The following is a 15076-nucleotide window of genomic DNA, read 5'->3' on the forward strand; positions in this document are numbered from 1 at the left end:
TTTCAGGTACACAACTACATGAAAACCAAGAACGAACACACACACTGTGTGTGTCTCCGACTTCGGTTCGTTCGTGACACTGTTTCACAGAGTTACGGCGGCCATAGCGGAGGGGAAACGCCCGGTCCCATTCCGAACCCGGAAGCTAAGCCCTCCAGCGCCGATGGTACTGCACCCGACAGGGTGTGGGAGAGTAGGACACCGCCGAACACACTTTCACAGCACACCCCCGGGAACCACACGGTACCCGGGGGTGTTCTGCATACCCGAACAAAAAACACCCCACCATGCAGGACCCCCACGAGCCACCGGTCGCCCACGGGCCGGACGCTCACCCCAGTGCTAGCCATGCACCCCGCACCGACACACCGGGCCCGTGCACACAGACGCTCACCCCAGTGCCGGACGCTCACCCCAGTGCTAGCACTACGCCGTGCATCCGACACCGGACAGCGACCACCCACTAAAAACACCCCCCGAATGTGCGCTGACACCACCCCCACACGCACAACATGAGGTCACCCCGCCGCTCTCAGGTACACAGCCGCTCACGCACGTGCCACATGGTCACCGACGCTGCTGTCGACGGCACTCCGATTGCCCGCGACCCGATGACGAGCCGGCGCGATGTGCCGTGCAATTTAATTCGGTGGCGCCTGTGAGAGTTGTGCAGCATGATGGTGCACGGAACACGGCGAGTACATGGACCGAAAGGGGTGCGACTTGGTGACAGAACTCAAAAACATTGCCGGGCATCCGTTTACGGTGTCCCGTGCCGCACTCTCGTTCGAGTAGCGACGTCCATTCCGCTATTCGTATTCGCAGGGCATTCGGCGTCTTCGCCTGTCCTGATCATGCTGGGCTGCAAAGCTATTCGAGGAGTTCCCATGTATCTGTACGAGAACGTAATCCGTGAACACGAACTGCGCGTTGCGAAGTCGTTGGAACGGTACCGGAAGAAGAAGGGTGAGGACGGCGAGCATACGGACAACTACCCGTTGTTCGCTACCGCTCGCCGGGCGATCCGGGAGAAGTGAGCAGGTCGCCGAAGTTGTCTGCGTTCGTTTCGATGAATTCGCGGACGAACCAGCAGGACGGCTGAACGAACAGTTCGTGCGAGCGGGTGTCGTTCAACGCGTATTCCGTCAGTACCGCGGCGTACCCTCTGCCGCGGTACTGGGGGAGTGTCACGGTGTGGAAGAAATTGCGGGTGTCTCCGACGTCGAAGTACTCGGATACCGCGGCAACTTCGGTGTCCGAGTACAACACGAATCTGCTTCTTTCGGCGTCGTGCTCGGCCCGTACGTTCATGCGTCGATTGTGCACGGTATCCACGTGAGGCGCCGGACCACTAGGCTGAGGTCAGATTCCCGAGTCGTGCGCGTGCTACCCGTCGTAGGCACCTCTCTTCATCTGCACGGGTAGGCAGAACAGAGGTAGCACCGTGGAAGACGTTTCGGAGCAGGGCATACGCGCATTCATCGAAGCGGTGGTGATGCACGGGGGTCGCGCTGAGCGGCTCACCACGTCGCGTCGCAATCCGGTCCAGGTGTGGGCAGTCGACGGTTCCAGCTGCGTGGTCCGAGTCAGGTCCAAGGTGGAGGGTGACTGGAAGGCGCGTCGGCAGGACGAGTCGCTGGCCACCGATGACACCGGCTCGACGTACTGGGTGTTCGTGGATCTGGGCAAGTCGGATCCGTCTTTTTTCATGGTGTCGTCAGAGGAAATGGCCGCGGACATCAGGGGCGAGGTCGATCTGTGGGTGCAGGATTCTCCGTTGCGCTCTCGTACCGGACACCACGCAATCGCTGTCGGCCGGGTGCAACACGGTCACGACAGGTGGAGTCTTCTGGGGTTGAACGTCGACGCTGACCCGACGCTGGCAGAAGCAGCGCACTCCGCGGCGTCTCATCGCGTCGGCAAGAAGACCCGGCGAACGGATGCAAAGCGTTCCGCGTCGGTCGAAGAGGTTATCGACCTGCGCGTTCGTGTCGTTGCCGACTTCGACGGCTACCGGCTCAGTGCGCGGTACGACCCCGACAGTTCGCGCCTCGAGATCGTGCGTGGACCGATGGAGGGCCGTAGATTCGAAGATCCCACCGAGGCCGCCAGTGCCGTCGCGACACATATCAGCGGCGATGCGCAGGTCTGCGACGGTTGGAAATTCTGGGAGCTCGACACCCCTGAACGCGCGCCGCTCGGGTCGCTTCTGTAGGTCACAAGTGGACCGACCGTTCTGTTGTGAACGGTCATAGCAATCCCAGAAACAGCGGATCGATCAGGTTCTACTCCCTATCGTGGGTGAAGTTCCTGTTTGTTATCGAGACGTTCGACACCCCTCGCACGGCAAGGTCCCCGGCGGATCCGCTGCCCAGCTACGTCGGCGTCTCGGTCCGTTGAGTTCGATGGCGACGACGAGTGGCGTTGTCGACCAGGGAGGCAAAGTTCCGTGGAGCATTCGTTTCGATCCCCATCGCTGCACGCATCGCGTTTCGTCATCCTTGTTGCGCAATTCGTGGACCGACGGATCTCGGCCGACCACTTTTCCGCTCAGTTCCGGGCCCTGGAAAGCAGCGACTCCGGATACCTCGAGCGTGACATCTCCATGATCGTTCGCAAACTGTCCGTCGACGTCGGCGCCTACCGTGGAGATGTCAACTTGCTGGGCGTCGACTTCATCGACAGCGAACAGCTGTGGCGTGCATCAGGAGAGGCCTTCCGGGACCTGCTGACCCTTCAGTCCGAGTTGCTCGGCCGCGAAGCCGGCTGATTCTTCTTGAACGTCTCCCGAAGTCGGACAAGATCTTCGAGGCGGAACCTGCGGTGAGTGCCGCGCATCTCGATCGCGAGGTCGCCCGCGTCGGCCAGTTTTCGGACGTAAGTGTCGGATACACCGAGGATCTCGGCTGCCTGCGACGTCGTCAGTAGCTCGCTCACCGGGCCCACCGTCACCGACGTACCCCCGGCGAGAAGTCGGAGCAGTTCCACGACAGTTCGTCGGCCCGACTCGTCGATGTCGAGTTCCACTCCATCGAGCGAAACAGTGGGTACACGATCACCCGACTCCGCAATGCGGGCGGAAACCAACTGTGCATCACGGTGCGACAACGCCGATGCAATGTACCGATGATCCATGCCTCGAGCCTATCTGCAGGCTCCGCTCCCATGCTGGGCATATTCTCTAGTGACCGCTATTAGAAGGAGTGTCCGTGCCGCAGTTGTTGCATCTAGATTCTTCCGCTGATCCTGTTGCGTCCGTGAGTCGAGCGGTGACCGCACATTTTTCGGACACCTGGCATTCGCTCGGTGCCGATCATTCTGTGATCTATCGGGATCTGCATCGCAATCCGCCGCCTCATCTGCCGACGTCCGCGTTGCACTGGGCGCCGCATCTGAGAACTTCGGACGAGATTGCGCCGCCGGAGGCGGAGGCGTTGCAGAAGGAACTGATCGACGAGTTGGTGTCCGCGGATGTGCTTCTCGTCGGTGCGCCGATGTACAACTGGTCCGTTCCGTCGACTCTCAAAGCGTGGATCGATTACATCCACGTTCCGGGCATCACCGTGCCGTTCGACGCGCCGACTCGGCCTCTCGAAGGCAAGCCGGTTGTCGTGGTGTCGTCGCGAGGCAACCAGTACGGCCCGGGAACGCCGGACTTCGGTGCCGATCACACGGTGCCGCAGTTGCAGCAGGTGCTCGGTGTGGCGTTGGGGATGGAAGTCTTCGTCGTGACCGTGGACCTGACGCTCGCCTCCCGGGTTCCGGCGATGGCGGCGTTGACTCCGCAGGCGGAAGCGAGCCTCGCGGACGCACGATCCGCAGTGGCAGCTCTAGCGTCCCGACTGGGTTCGTGACCGACGTGCGCTGACGAGTACGTCGATCAGTTCCGACTCGACGGCAGCGAATTCGGGTGTCGTGACGACCATCGGCTCACGTGGCCTCGGCAGGGGAACGGCGACTTGGCGTCGGACATGGGCCGGTTTGTCGGACAGAACCACCACGCGATCCGAGAGGTACACGGCCTCTCGGATGTCGTGCGTGATCATCAGTACCGTCCAGCGGTAGCGAAGCCAAACGTCCTGCAACCATTCCTGCATGTCTGTTCGGGTCAGCGAGTCCAACGCGCCGAACGGTTCGTCGAGCAGGAGTAGGTCGTGGCCTTGAACGACGGTCCGGAGGAGTGCGGCGCGCTGGCGCATTCCCCCGGACATCTCCGAGGGCCGAGCGTTCTCGTACCCGGCGAGTCCGAAGACGTCGAACAGCTCCCGAGCCCGGGTACGCGCCTCTTTCTTCGGAACGCCCTGCACCTCGAGGCCGAGGGTCGTGTTGTCCAGCACCGACCGCCAGGGGAACAGCAGGTCTTTCTGCGGCATGTAGGCACTGCGGGGTGCTTCGACGACACCCCCGTCCGGCGAGTCGAGGCCGGCCACCATGTTGAAGATGGTGCTCTTGCCGGATCCGCTCGGGCCGATCACCGACACGAATTCACCGGGTTCGACGTCGAAGTCGATGCCGTCCAGGATCGTGCGGTTGCCGTAGGACTTCGTCAGGCCTGCCACGTGCACTCTGCTCATCGCGGCTGTTCCTCTCGTCCCCGTTCGTCGCGAGCCCAGGGTATGAACAGTCTCTCGACGACGTACGTCAGCAAGAAGAGCAGGACGCTGATGACGGCGGTGACGAGGACGGCAGCGAGCACCAGATCGGTACGAAACGAGTTCTTCTGCTGGCTCATGTAGATGCCGAGGCCCGCGCTCGCGCCGGCATATTCCGCGAAGATCGCACCGACGACGGCGTAGGTGATGCCGATTCGGAGCGAGGTGAAGAACCGCGGCATCGCCGACGGTAGACGCACGTATCTGAACTGCTGCCAGCGGCCGGCTCCCATGCTCGACAGGAGCGCTCGGGCGTCGCGATCGGCCGAGGCGAAGCCCTCGATCAGGCCGATTGCCATGGGAAAGAAGGTCGCCAACGCAATGACGAGGATTTTCGGAAGCAAGCCGAACCCGAACCAGATGATCAGCAGGGGCGCGATCGCGATGATCGGCAGTGTCTGCGACACCACGAACAACGGAACGACTGCTCGACGCAGCCAGGGCGAGAAGTCGACGGCGACAGCGAGAATCCAGGCGACGACGCAGGATACGGTGAAGCCGATGACCGTGACCTGCAGTGTCGCTGCAGCATTGGCCGCGATCGCGTCTCGATGCGCCCATCCCTGACTCAGGATTCGCGTGGGTGAGGGAAGTACCTGAGGCCGAATTCCACTGACGGTGACGTAGATCTGCCACACCGCGACGAGGACGACGACGATGGTTGCCGACGGCAGGGCCCAGCGAACGAGAGCCCGCCCGTCCGCTCCGGCAGTCGGCCATCGCCTGACACCGCGTGCGGCCGGAGACGCCTCGGAAGACGCGTCGCCGATCGCCGAGGTAGTCATTCGGCGACGTACTCGTCGGTGAAGTACGTGGACCAGTCGGGCTCGGACGTGAGCGGCGCGCCGTTCTCGTCCACCAGAACCCCGTTGTCGTATAAGAATTTCGAGTACTCGGTCCACTTGTCGAGGTTCTGCGTACCGACCGTGCCGTCGTCGGTGCGCATGTACTTGTCCGCCAACATTCGTTGGCTCTCGAAGACCAACGATTCGTCCGTGAAGGTTCCCGGGTTGGCGTCGATGACGTCCTGGGCGGCGCGATCGGGGTCGTCGGCCGCAAGCTGGTACCCGCGTTGCAGTGCCTGGACGAATTTCCCGGCTTCATCGGGGTTGTCGGCCAGCCAGTTCTCGTTGCCGCTGATGGTGATGGCGTACGCGTCGGGGAACGCGTAGTCGGTGTTCTCGAAGTACTTCATCGGGGTCCCGCTGTGCTCGGCTTCGATGCCTTCCCATGCGAGATAGGAGACGGTGAAGTCCGCGGTACCGGAGTACACGGCTTCGTACGCCGACGTCCCCAGCACCACGGTCTCGTACTCGCCTCTACCACCGTCGTTCTGGATGACCTGTCGTAGGCCTGCCTGCTCACCGGTGTCGCCGAAGCCGGCGTACACCTTGCCGTCCAATGCCTTGGGGCTCGGAATGTCGTCGCGGTCTGCGCGGACACCGATTGCCGTCGCCCAGTGTTGCAGGGGGGCGAGCACCGAAACGATCTGCGCACCGGCGGCTTTCGCGAAGACGGTGGAGCTCTGCGTGCTGATCCCGAACTCCGCGTTACCGGAATCGACGAGGGTGTCCGACGAAGTGTTGTTGTACGGCAACACCTCTACGTTCAACCCTGCGTCCGCGAAGTAGCCCTCCTGGAGGGCAACGTACAAGCCTGTGTGATTGGTGTTGGGTGTCCAGTCGAGCGCGAACCTGATGGTGTCCGAATCGTTCGTTTGCGCGCACGAGGTCAGGCCCGCCACGGAGATCGCGGCGCACGCAAGGGCGAGGAGACGTTTCATCGTGCCACCGGCCACGGCGTCGGGTGAAGTGCGGTGTCCCAGAACATCAGTTCGTACCGGGTGGCGACGCGAAACGCCTGCGTCATGGCGCGGCGCTGCACGTCCGTCGCCGCAGCAGCCGCGTCGTCGACGAGGGCGCGGGCGCCGTCGACGAGCGTGCGGAACTCGTCGGAATCGTACGTGGACACCCACCGTGCATAGGGGTGTTCGGGGTCGCGCTGCAGGACTTCCCGTGCCGCGAGCGACAAGCGAACTGCCACGTCGGCATAGATCCAGTAGCACGGAAGTACGGCCGCGGCCGCGACTGCGTAGGGCTCGGTCGCGGCGGTGGCGACGAGGTACGAGACGTAGCCGAGGCACGCCGGTGAATGTTCGATCTCGGCACCGGGGCTCGGTAGCGCGTCGCTGGACAGCAGCGACGCATGAAGTGACGCTTCGGCGACGGCACCTGCCGCAGACGATGCCCAGAACGCCGCGGTCTGCGTGTCCGGCGCTCTCGACGCCAGGATGGACAGGGCTTTGGCGTATCCGGCCAGGTAGAGCTCGTCCTGGGCGATGTACGTGCGGAACGCGTCCAGCGGAAGCGTGCCGTCACCGAGGAGCTCGAGGAACTCGAGATCGTCGATCGCGGCGCGCAGATCCGCCGTCGCGTCCCACAGGTGATCCGTGTAGCGACCGGAATCGCCGGGTTTTTCCGAGTGCACCGAGTGCACAGGCGTTGTCATCGCCTTGACATCCCTTCGTCAGCATTACCTGCATCAGGTTCGACGGGTGTGATCTCAGCATCCGCATGTACGGACGCACCCCGTGTCAGAACATCGCCGACCCTAGCACTCTCGTCGGCGATCCGTTACTGCATGTCCTCGAGCTCCTTGCCGTTGGTCTCGGGAATCTTCGATTTGACGAAGAAGAACGAGACTGCCGCCATGACGGCGAAGAATCCGTAGATCGCCCACAGGCCGATCGCTTGGGTGAGCGGCGGGAAGGCAAGTGTGACAGCGAAATTGGCCAGCCAGTTCGCGGCGGTTCCGATTCCGAGGGCGACGGCGCGCATACGGTTGGGGAACATCTCGCCGAGAAGAACCCACATGATGGGTCCCCACGTCGCCGCGAAGAAGATCACGAACAGGTTCGCTCCGACCAACGCGACGGCACCCCACGGGCTCGGGAGGGACACGTCGTCGCCACTGCCGATCTGTTGGGAGAACGAGATCGCTGCCATCAGCAGGCCGACGAACATGCCGACGGAACCACCCAGGAGCAGTTTGCGTCGGCCGATTCGGTCGACGAACAGAATGGCCACGAAGGTCATCGTGACGTTGATGATCGAGGTGATGACCGACGTCGTGAACGACTGGTCCTCGGTGAAGCCGACGGACTTCCACAGCGTCGTCGAGTAGTAGAAGATCGCGTTGATGCCGACGAACTGTTGCAGGACGGCCATGACGATGCCGACCCACACGATCGGCTGGAGCCCGAACTTAGGGCCGCGGATGTCGGCGAACGAGGCCTTCTCCTCCTTGCGGAGAGTGAGGCGGATTTCGTGGACTCGCTCGTCGGGATGCAGTTCACCGGTGATGTTGGCGAGGATGTCGGCAGCTTCCTGGTCGAGGTGCTTGCCGACGAGGTAGCGAGGTGACTCGGGGATGGTGACTGCGAGCAGGCCGTAGATCAGGGCCGGTACGACGCCGACGAGGAACATCCAGCGCCAGGCTTCCTGACCGAGCCAGAGGTCGTTGGACGCACCGTCCGCGGCGCCCTGCAGCAGGGCGTCGGAGAGAAGGGCGGCGAAAATCCCGAGGGTGATGGCGAGTTGCTGCAGTGACGCCAGACTTCCGCGCCATTTCGCGGGAGCGATCTCGGCGATGTAGGCGGGCGCGATGACGGAGGCGATACCGATACCGAGGCCGCCTAGGATGCGCCACAGGATCAGGTCGGGGACGCTGAAGGCGAGGCCCGATCCCAACGAGGAGATGGTGAACAGGGCCGAGCCCAGCACCATCACTTTCTTGCGGCCCCATCGATCGGCGAGCGAGCCCGCGAACCAGGCGCCGACGGCGCACCCGATCAGCGCGATGGCGACGACGAAGCCGGTGGTGAACGAGCCAAGTGAGAAACGGCCTTCGATGGCGTCGACGGCCCCGTTGATCACGGAGCTGTCGAAACCGAACAGGAAGCCGCCGACCGCGGCGGCGACGCTGACGCCTATGACTTTGGCGTTGCGTCGAGTCGGCGTGGTGGACATCGGGAAAACTCCTTCCCGGTCGGAGAGCTCAGTGCTCTCGGCCGCGACAGATGATCGTGCGGCGGTCTCGCCGTACGGCTGTCAGCTTATGCCCGGTCGTTCGCACTGCGAAACACACCGGTCACTTCAACTCGAACGCCGTGTCGGACACGGTGAAACCATGCCCTACCTGGTCGGTGCAGGAGACCCCGGCGAGCTCGTCGACCCTGCACGTGATGCCGTTCGACGTACCCGACCCGGGTATCGAGAGCGTTTCACCGTAGGGGAGCGGAGTGGCGATGGCGTCGAACCGATGGAACCGAGGGTCACCGGAGCTCAGGAATCGCGCCGCGGTGCCGGCCGTCAGCTCGATCGTGTTGGGAGCCACTCGAGAATCCGGAGCGCCGCTGCCCTCGACCCGGGGAGCAGTGGGCGGGAACTCGCCGTGACAGCCGGCGACCGACGCATCGGTGATGAACACGGCGCATTCGAATTTCCCGGTAGGGGAGGTGAAGTAGTAGAAACCGCTGAGCCCCTCGTAACGAGCGGGGTCGGCGACTGCGGGCGTAGTGGTCGAGTTCGTCGTCGGCAGAGTGGTCGACGGCAGAGTGGTCGTCTGCGCGGGAGTTGTCGTGGCCGGGGGTGTGGTCGTCCGGATCACCGACGGCGGATCGGTGTCCACCGTCGCGAGCGGCGCCGCTGCGTTCCCCGACGACTGCGTGCTGCACCCGGACAGGAGGACGGCGGCAAGCCCGCACGCTGCACCAGCGTAGATCCGAACCCGCGTCATACGGCTCAGCATAAAGAACGTCGCGGACATGAACGACGATCCGCGCCGACGGGGAGTTGGTACGTTGGCGAACGCCGGTAGATCGTAGGAGGGGCCATGAGCGAGACGACATGCCAGGTGCGCACGCCCGACGGTGATGTGATCGGCCATCAGGACGGGTCGGTCCACGCGTGGAAGGGCATTCCCTACGCGGCGCCGACGGACGGTGAACATCGATTTCGATCCCCTCGCCCCGTCGAACCGTGGACACAGCCGCGGGACTGCCGGCACTTCGGGTCCGTCGCTCCGCAGGGCCTGGACAACCCGGTACCCATCGATCCCGACATCCCCATGTCGGAGGACTGCCTGTCGCTCAACGTGTGGGCGCCGGAGCCGGACGGAACCACGCGACCGGTCATGGTGTGGATTCACGGCGGCGCCTACTCGCTCGGGTCCTCGTCTCAGGCGGTGTACGACGGTCGGCGTCTCTCGGAAGTCGGCGACCTGGTGATCGTGACGATCAATTATCGGATCGGCGCGTTCGGATTCCTCGACCTGTCCTCGTTCTCCACCGACGACACGGTGTTCGAATCGAATCTGGGTTTGCGGGACATGATCGCGGCGCTCGAGTGGGTGCGCCGATCGATCGACGCGTTCGGCGGTGACCCGTCGAACGTGACGCTGTTCGGTGAATCGTCGGGTGGCGCGTCGGTGACGACGCTGATGACGTCGCCGAAGGCCGCGGGGTTGTTCCACCGCGCGATAGTGCAGAGCGCACCCGCGACGTCGGTGTACGGCCCCGACCGCGCTGCGCAGGTGGCGGGACGATTCCTCGAACTCGTCGACGTCACGCCGGATCGAATCCACGAGCTGAAGACCATCGAGTTCATGCGGCTCGTGGAGGCGGGCGACACGCTCTGTTACGAGATCCCGACGAAGGTGCCCGGCACACTCGGGCTCGCGCCGGTCGTCGACGGCGACATCGTGCCTCGGTATCCGGTCGCGGCGTTCCAGAAAGGGTTCGCCCACCGAATTCCGTTGATCATCGGAACCAACAACGACGAGGCGTCGATCTTCCGGTTGATGAAGTCGCCGCTGATGCCGGTCACCTCGGACACCGTGTCCGAGATGTTCCGGGCGATCGCGAACGACCACGCGGAACTGCCTGCTTTCCGCGTCGCCGAGATCATGTCGGCGTACCCGGAACGATCGAAGACCTCCGGGGCACTCGCGATGTCGACCGACGCGGGATTCAAGATGCCCAGCCTCTGGATCGCCGACGCGCACAGCAGGCATTCGCCGGTCTGGATGTACCGGTTCGACCACGCGACGCCGATGCTGAAAGCCGCGCGGATCGGAGCCGGTCACGCAACGGAACTGCCCTACGTCTTCGGCAACTTCGGCACCCTGAACCGCGACCCGACGTTCTGGCTCGGTGGCCGCAAAGCTGCGACGGCCGTCTCGGCCCGTGTGATGAAGCGGTGGACGGCGTTCGCGCGTCACGGAGTTCCCGCAACGCTGGACGGCGCGAAACACTGGCCGCTGTACACCGAGCCGGCTCGTGCCACATTGGTGATCGACGGCCAGGACAACGTCGTCGACGACCCGGACGGGGAGACCAGGGTGGCGTGGGGTGACCGGGTACTCGGCTTCAGCTGACACACGTCGACCGAGCACGCTCGCGCCGCGGAAGGATTGAGTGTCCGACCTTCCGGTTACGTTCGGTACGTGCTGTTCACTCGAATCATCGACACCTCCTCGGCCGTCGGTGCCACGCGCTCCCGCAAGGCGAAGACCGAGGCTCTACGCCTGCTGCTCGCCGACCTGCAGTCCGCGGACGTGGGGGTCGTCGTGTCCTGGCTGTCCGGGGAGCTGCCGCAGGGCCGCATCGGGGTCGGGTGGCGCACTCTGGCAGACATCGACGTCCCGGCCGCTCCGGACGGTGTGCTGACGGTGAGCGAGGTCGACGACGCCATCACGGCCGTCGCGTCGACGTCGGGACCTGGCTCGGCCGCGCGGCGGCGTGAACTGCTGGTCGACCTCTGGGCGTCGGCGACCGGGGCGGAACGGAAGTTTCTCGTCGGCCTGATGACGGGTGAACTTCGCCAGGGTGCGCTCGAAGGAGTGATGACCGATGCGATCGCCAAGGCCGCCGGGTTGGATCCGGCGCCGGTGCGCCGGGCGTTCATGTTGTCCGGGCGTCTCGACGCGACCGCAGTTGCTGCGTTGAACGGTGGGGAGGAGGCACTGGCAGGCTTCGGTCTTCAGGTCGGAAGGCCGGTTCGTCCCATGCTCGCCTCGCCGGCGGAGACGCTGGCGTCCGCCTGGGCGGACATGGAGGGAGATGTGAGCGTCGAGTACAAGCTCGACGGTGCACGGATCCAGGTGCACAAGCTCGGAGACGACGTGCACATCTACACCAGGACGTTGCGCGAGATCACCGTCGGCGTACCGGAATTGGTGGAGCTGATTCGCACACTTCCCTGTGAGTCCGTGGTGTTGGACGGTGAAACCCTTGCGCTGACCGACGGTGGGAGACCCCGGCCGTTCCAGGAGACGATGAGTCGGTTCGGCGCGCAGAGCGCACACGAATTGCTCTTGCAGCCGTACTTCTTCGACTGTATCCACCTCGACGGAGTTGACCTGTTGGACGAACCGCTCGAACGACGACTCGACGCCCTCGAGCGCGTGGCTCCGCAACATCGGATCCCGTCCTTGGTGCGACCCGACGCGGATTCGGCCGCCGCTCACTTCGATGCGGCGTTGGACGCCGGTCACGAAGGGGTGATGATCAAGTCGCTGTCCTCGATCTACGCGGCCGGACGACGGGGAAAGGATTGGCAGAAGGTCAAACCCGAGCACACTCTCGACCTCGTCGTGTTGGCTGCGGAATGGGGCTACGGGCGACGCACCGGGTGGTTGTCCAACCTGCATCTGGGAGCGCGTGACCCGGACGGCGGTGACCCGATCATGGTCGGTAAGACGTTCAAAGGTCTCACCGATGCGTTGTTGCAGTGGCAGACCGAGGAATTTCTCGAGCACGAGCGATCGCGCGACGAGCACACCGTCTACCTGAACTCCGAACTGGTCGTGGAGATCGAGCTCGACGGCGCGCAGACCAGTAGCCGCTATCCGGGTGGTGTGGCACTGAGATTCGCACGCGTGCTGCGGTATCGGCCGGACAAGACCCCCGCGGATGCGGACACCATCGACGCCGTGCGGGCCCTGTTGATGCCGTCGACCTGAGTCGTTACCCGGCCGAAACGTCCTCACTTCATGTTGTAACACCATTGACCGCACGTGTACCTCGTGGATCACTTATGTTGAACAGGCCCATCGAGAACGAGGGACGGAAGTGGTCAGCCATGACGACAGTTCGAGCGGCTCTGGTCCAGACCAACTGGACCGGCGACAAGCAGACGATGATCGAGGCGCACGAGGGATACGCGCGCAGAGCGGCCGAACAAGGGGCGAAGGTCGTCTGCTTCCAGGAGTTGTTCTACGGCCCGTATTTCTGCCAGGTGCAGGACTCGAAGTTCTACGACTACGCCGAGTCGGTTCCGGGACCCACCGTCGACAGGTTCGCGGCACTGGCGAAGGAATTGGGCATCGTCATGATCCTGCCGGTCTACGAGCAGGAACAACCGGGCATGCTCTACAACACCGCGGCCGTGGTCGACGCTGATGGTACCTACCTGGGGAAATACCGCAAACACCACATCCCGCACGTGAACGGTTTCTGGGAGAAGTTCTACTTTCGGCCCGGCAACCTGGGCTGGCCGGTGTTCGACACCGCAGTAGGTCGCATCGGCGTCTACATCTGCTACGACCGGCACTTTCCGGAAGGGTGGCGTGCGTTGGGTCTCGCCGGAGCCGAGATCGTGTTCAATCCGTCGGCCACCTCGCGCGGGTTGTCCAACTACCTCTGGAAACTCGAGCAGCCGGCGTCGGCGGTGGCCAACGAGTACTACATTGGAGCCATCAACCGCGTCGGCATCGAGGAGTACGGCGACGACGACTTCTACGGCACCAGCTACTTCGTCGACCCCGAAGGCAAGTTCGTCGGTGACGTCGCCTCGGACAGCGAGCCCGAGTTGATCGTGCGTGACCTGGAGATGGATCTCATCAAGACGGTCCGTGACCGGTGGGCGTTCTATCGGGACCGCAGACCCGACGCCTACGCGCCGCTGGTGGAGCCATGACCGCCGGCCGGAGGTGCTGAGATGGGGACGACGTTCGTTCACGGAGGCACAGTCGTCTCGCCGACGGGTGCCCAACCGCTCGATGTGCTGATCGACGGTGGCACCATCGTCGCTGTGCTGCAACCAGGTTCGACGGTGCTCGCTGCCGACCTGACCCAGACGGCGGACACGGTGATCGACGCGACCGGGAAATACGTGCTCCCCGGTGGAGTCGACGGGCACACGCACATGGAGATGCCGTTCGGGGGCACGTTCGCGTCGGACACGTTCGAGACCGGCACCCGGGCCGCAGCGTGGGGCGGCACCACCACCATCGTCGATTTCGCCATCCAGACTCCAGGGCAACGAGTTCAGGACACGCTGGCGCAGTGGCACGAGAAAGCTGCCGGGCGCTGTGCGATCGACTACGGGTTTCACCAGATCATCGGCGACGTGGACAGTGATTCGCTGAAAGCGATGAGCGAGTTGGTGTCCGAAGGTGTCACCAGCTTCAAACTGTTCATGGCGTATCCGGGCGTGTTCTACTCCGACGACGGAAAAATACTGCGCGCCATGCAGACCGCAGCGGAGACCGGTGCGTTGCTGATGATGCACGCCGAGAACGGGATCGCCATCGACGTGCTCGTCGCACAGTCGGTGGCGCGCGGCGACACCGCACCGTACTTTCACGGCACCTCGCGACCGTGGCAGTTGGAGGAAGAAGCAACCCACCGTGCCATCATGCTGGCGAACGTCACCGGAGCCCCGCTGTACGTCGTACACGTCTCCGCGAAGCAGGCACTGGAACAGATCGCGGTCGCACGAGGCAACGGACAGAACGTGTTTGCCGAGACCTGCCCGCAGTATCTGTACCTCTCGCTCGAAGAGCAGCTCGGCGCGCCGGGATTCGACGGCGCCAAATGGGTGTGCTCGACGCCGTTGAGATCCCGCGCCGAAGGCCACCAGGACGAATTGTGGCGCTACCTACGAACGGGGGACGTCGCCACCGTCAGCACCGACCACTGCCCGTTCTGCATGAAGGACCAGAAGGAAATGGGCATCGGTGACTTCTCCAAGATTCCCAACGGAATCGGATCCGTCGAGCACCGCATGGACCTGATGTTCCAGGGGGTGAAGAACGGCAGGATCACCCTGGAGAAGTGGGTGGACGTCTGCTGCACCACGCCCGCGCGCATGTTCGGCATGTACCCGAGGAAGGGCATCGTCTCGCCCGGTGCGGACGGTGACCTCGTGATCTACGACCCGAACGGCCACACCAGCATCGGACTCGGAAAGGCGCACCACATGAACATGGACTATTCCGCCTACGAGGGCTTCGAGATCGACGGACACGTCGACACGGTGATCTCCCGCGGCAAGGTGATCGTCGACGGCGGCGAATATCGTGGTTCGGCCGGAGACGGGCGGTTCGTGAAGCGCGAGCTGTCGCAGAATCTCGTGTGACCG

14 protein-coding genes, 1 rRNA gene, 1 pseudogene and 1 riboswitch are annotated in these 15076 nt (G+C 63.8%); of the genes and pseudogenes, 8 read left to right on the plus strand and 8 right to left on the minus strand.

All coding sequences use genetic code 11. The features are described from left to right. Window positions 1–93 precede the first annotated feature (93 nt). Window positions 94–210, plus strand: a 5S ribosomal RNA gene (gene rrf, locus H292_RS0124220). Between the two features lie 795 nt (window positions 211–1005). On the opposite strand, the gene H292_RS0124230 is transcribed toward rrf, so the two are convergent. After that, the gene (locus H292_RS0124230) at window positions 1006–1311 is read right to left on the minus strand and encodes a GNAT family N-acetyltransferase (protein ID WP_020113110.1); all 306 of its coding nucleotides are present in this window, start codon (window positions 1309–1311) and stop codon (window positions 1006–1008) included. A 133-nt stretch (window positions 1312–1444) separates the two neighbouring features. On the opposite strand from H292_RS0124230, the gene H292_RS0124235 reads away from it, so the two are divergent. Continuing rightward, window positions 1445–2215, plus strand: a complete 771-nt coding sequence (locus H292_RS0124235; protein ID WP_026348138.1) for a hypothetical protein — start codon at window positions 1445–1447, stop codon at window positions 2213–2215. Between the two features lie 234 nt (window positions 2216–2449). Continuing rightward, window positions 2450–2770: a hypothetical protein gene (locus H292_RS0124245; RefSeq protein ID WP_019667153.1), complete on the plus strand. Its 321-nt coding sequence runs from the start codon at window positions 2450–2452 to the stop codon at window positions 2768–2770. On the opposite strand, the gene H292_RS0124250 is transcribed toward H292_RS0124245, so the two are convergent. Continuing rightward, on the minus strand, window positions 2737–3135 hold the full coding sequence (locus H292_RS0124250) for a helix-turn-helix domain-containing protein (protein WP_020113112.1): 399 nt from the start codon (window positions 3133–3135) through the stop codon (window positions 2737–2739). The genes H292_RS0124245 and H292_RS0124250 overlap by 34 nt on opposite strands. A gap of 74 nt (window positions 3136–3209) precedes the next feature. Between H292_RS0124250 and H292_RS0124255 the strand changes: the two genes are divergently transcribed. After that, the gene (locus tag H292_RS0124255) at window positions 3210–3854 is read left to right on the plus strand and encodes an FMN-dependent NADH-azoreductase (RefSeq protein ID WP_027499055.1); all 645 of its coding nucleotides are present in this window, start codon (window positions 3210–3212) and stop codon (window positions 3852–3854) included. Here the strand turns inward: H292_RS0124255 and H292_RS0124260 are convergent. The 6 genes and pseudogenes from H292_RS0124260 to H292_RS0124285 form a co-directional block, all read right to left on the minus strand. Then, on the minus strand, window positions 3831–4574 hold the full coding sequence (locus tag H292_RS0124260; RefSeq protein ID WP_019667156.1) for an ABC transporter ATP-binding protein: 744 nt from the start codon (window positions 4572–4574) through the stop codon (window positions 3831–3833). The genes H292_RS0124255 and H292_RS0124260 overlap by 24 nt on opposite strands. Next, complete coding sequence (locus tag H292_RS0124265) at window positions 4571–5437, minus strand: ABC transporter permease (RefSeq protein WP_020113113.1); 867 nt, start codon at window positions 5435–5437, stop codon at window positions 4571–4573. Before H292_RS0124265 ends, H292_RS0124260 begins: the two co-directional genes overlap by 4 nt. Continuing rightward, complete coding sequence (locus H292_RS0124270; RefSeq protein ID WP_230621089.1) at window positions 5434–6435, minus strand: ABC transporter substrate-binding protein; 1002 nt, start codon at window positions 6433–6435, stop codon at window positions 5434–5436. Before H292_RS0124270 ends, H292_RS0124265 begins: the two co-directional genes overlap by 4 nt. Beyond that, window positions 6432–7160 (minus strand): TenA family protein, encoded by a 729-nt coding sequence (locus H292_RS0124275; protein ID WP_027499056.1) that lies wholly within the window; start codon window positions 7158–7160, stop codon window positions 6432–6434. The genes H292_RS0124270 and H292_RS0124275 overlap by 4 nt, the downstream gene beginning before the upstream one ends. Beyond that, a riboswitch (TPP riboswitch) is annotated at window positions 7154–7253 on the minus strand. (Overlaps the previous gene by 7 nt.) A 32-nt stretch (window positions 7254–7285) precedes the next feature. Then, window positions 7286–8728, minus strand: a pseudogene (locus H292_RS0124280) (sugar porter family MFS transporter); the annotation flags it as partial. Window positions 8729–8801: 73 nt separating this feature from the next. Beyond that, window positions 8802–9449 (minus strand): hypothetical protein, encoded by a 648-nt coding sequence (locus tag H292_RS0124285; protein WP_020113116.1) that lies wholly within the window; start codon window positions 9447–9449, stop codon window positions 8802–8804. A gap of 96 nt (window positions 9450–9545) precedes the next feature. Here H292_RS0124285 and H292_RS0124290 point away from each other — a divergent pair, with 96 nt between their 5' ends. The 4 genes from H292_RS0124290 (at window position 9546) to hydA (ending at window position 15073) form a co-directional block, all read left to right on the plus strand. Beyond that, window positions 9546–11087: a carboxylesterase/lipase family protein gene (locus H292_RS0124290; protein WP_020113117.1), complete on the plus strand. Its 1542-nt coding sequence runs from the start codon at window positions 9546–9548 to the stop codon at window positions 11085–11087. 69 nt (window positions 11088–11156) lie between these two features. Then, a complete protein-coding gene (locus H292_RS0124295; protein WP_020113118.1) occupies window positions 11157–12674 on the plus strand; it encodes an ATP-dependent DNA ligase in 1518 nt (505 codons plus the stop codon). A 119-nt stretch (window positions 12675–12793) separates the two neighbouring features. Then, window positions 12794–13630 (plus strand): nitrilase-related carbon-nitrogen hydrolase, encoded by an 837-nt coding sequence (locus tag H292_RS0124300; protein ID WP_026348141.1) that lies wholly within the window; start codon window positions 12794–12796, stop codon window positions 13628–13630. 21 nt (window positions 13631–13651) lie between these two features. Then, window positions 13652–15073: a dihydropyrimidinase gene (gene hydA / locus H292_RS0124305; RefSeq protein ID WP_019667165.1), complete on the plus strand. Its 1422-nt coding sequence runs from the start codon at window positions 13652–13654 to the stop codon at window positions 15071–15073. Window positions 15074–15076: the final 3 nt, after the last annotated feature.

It is taken from the genome of Rhodococcus sp. 114MFTsu3.1, from assembly GCF_000383555.1.
Lineage (GTDB): Bacteria > Actinomycetota > Actinomycetes > Mycobacteriales > Mycobacteriaceae > Rhodococcoides > Rhodococcoides fascians_E.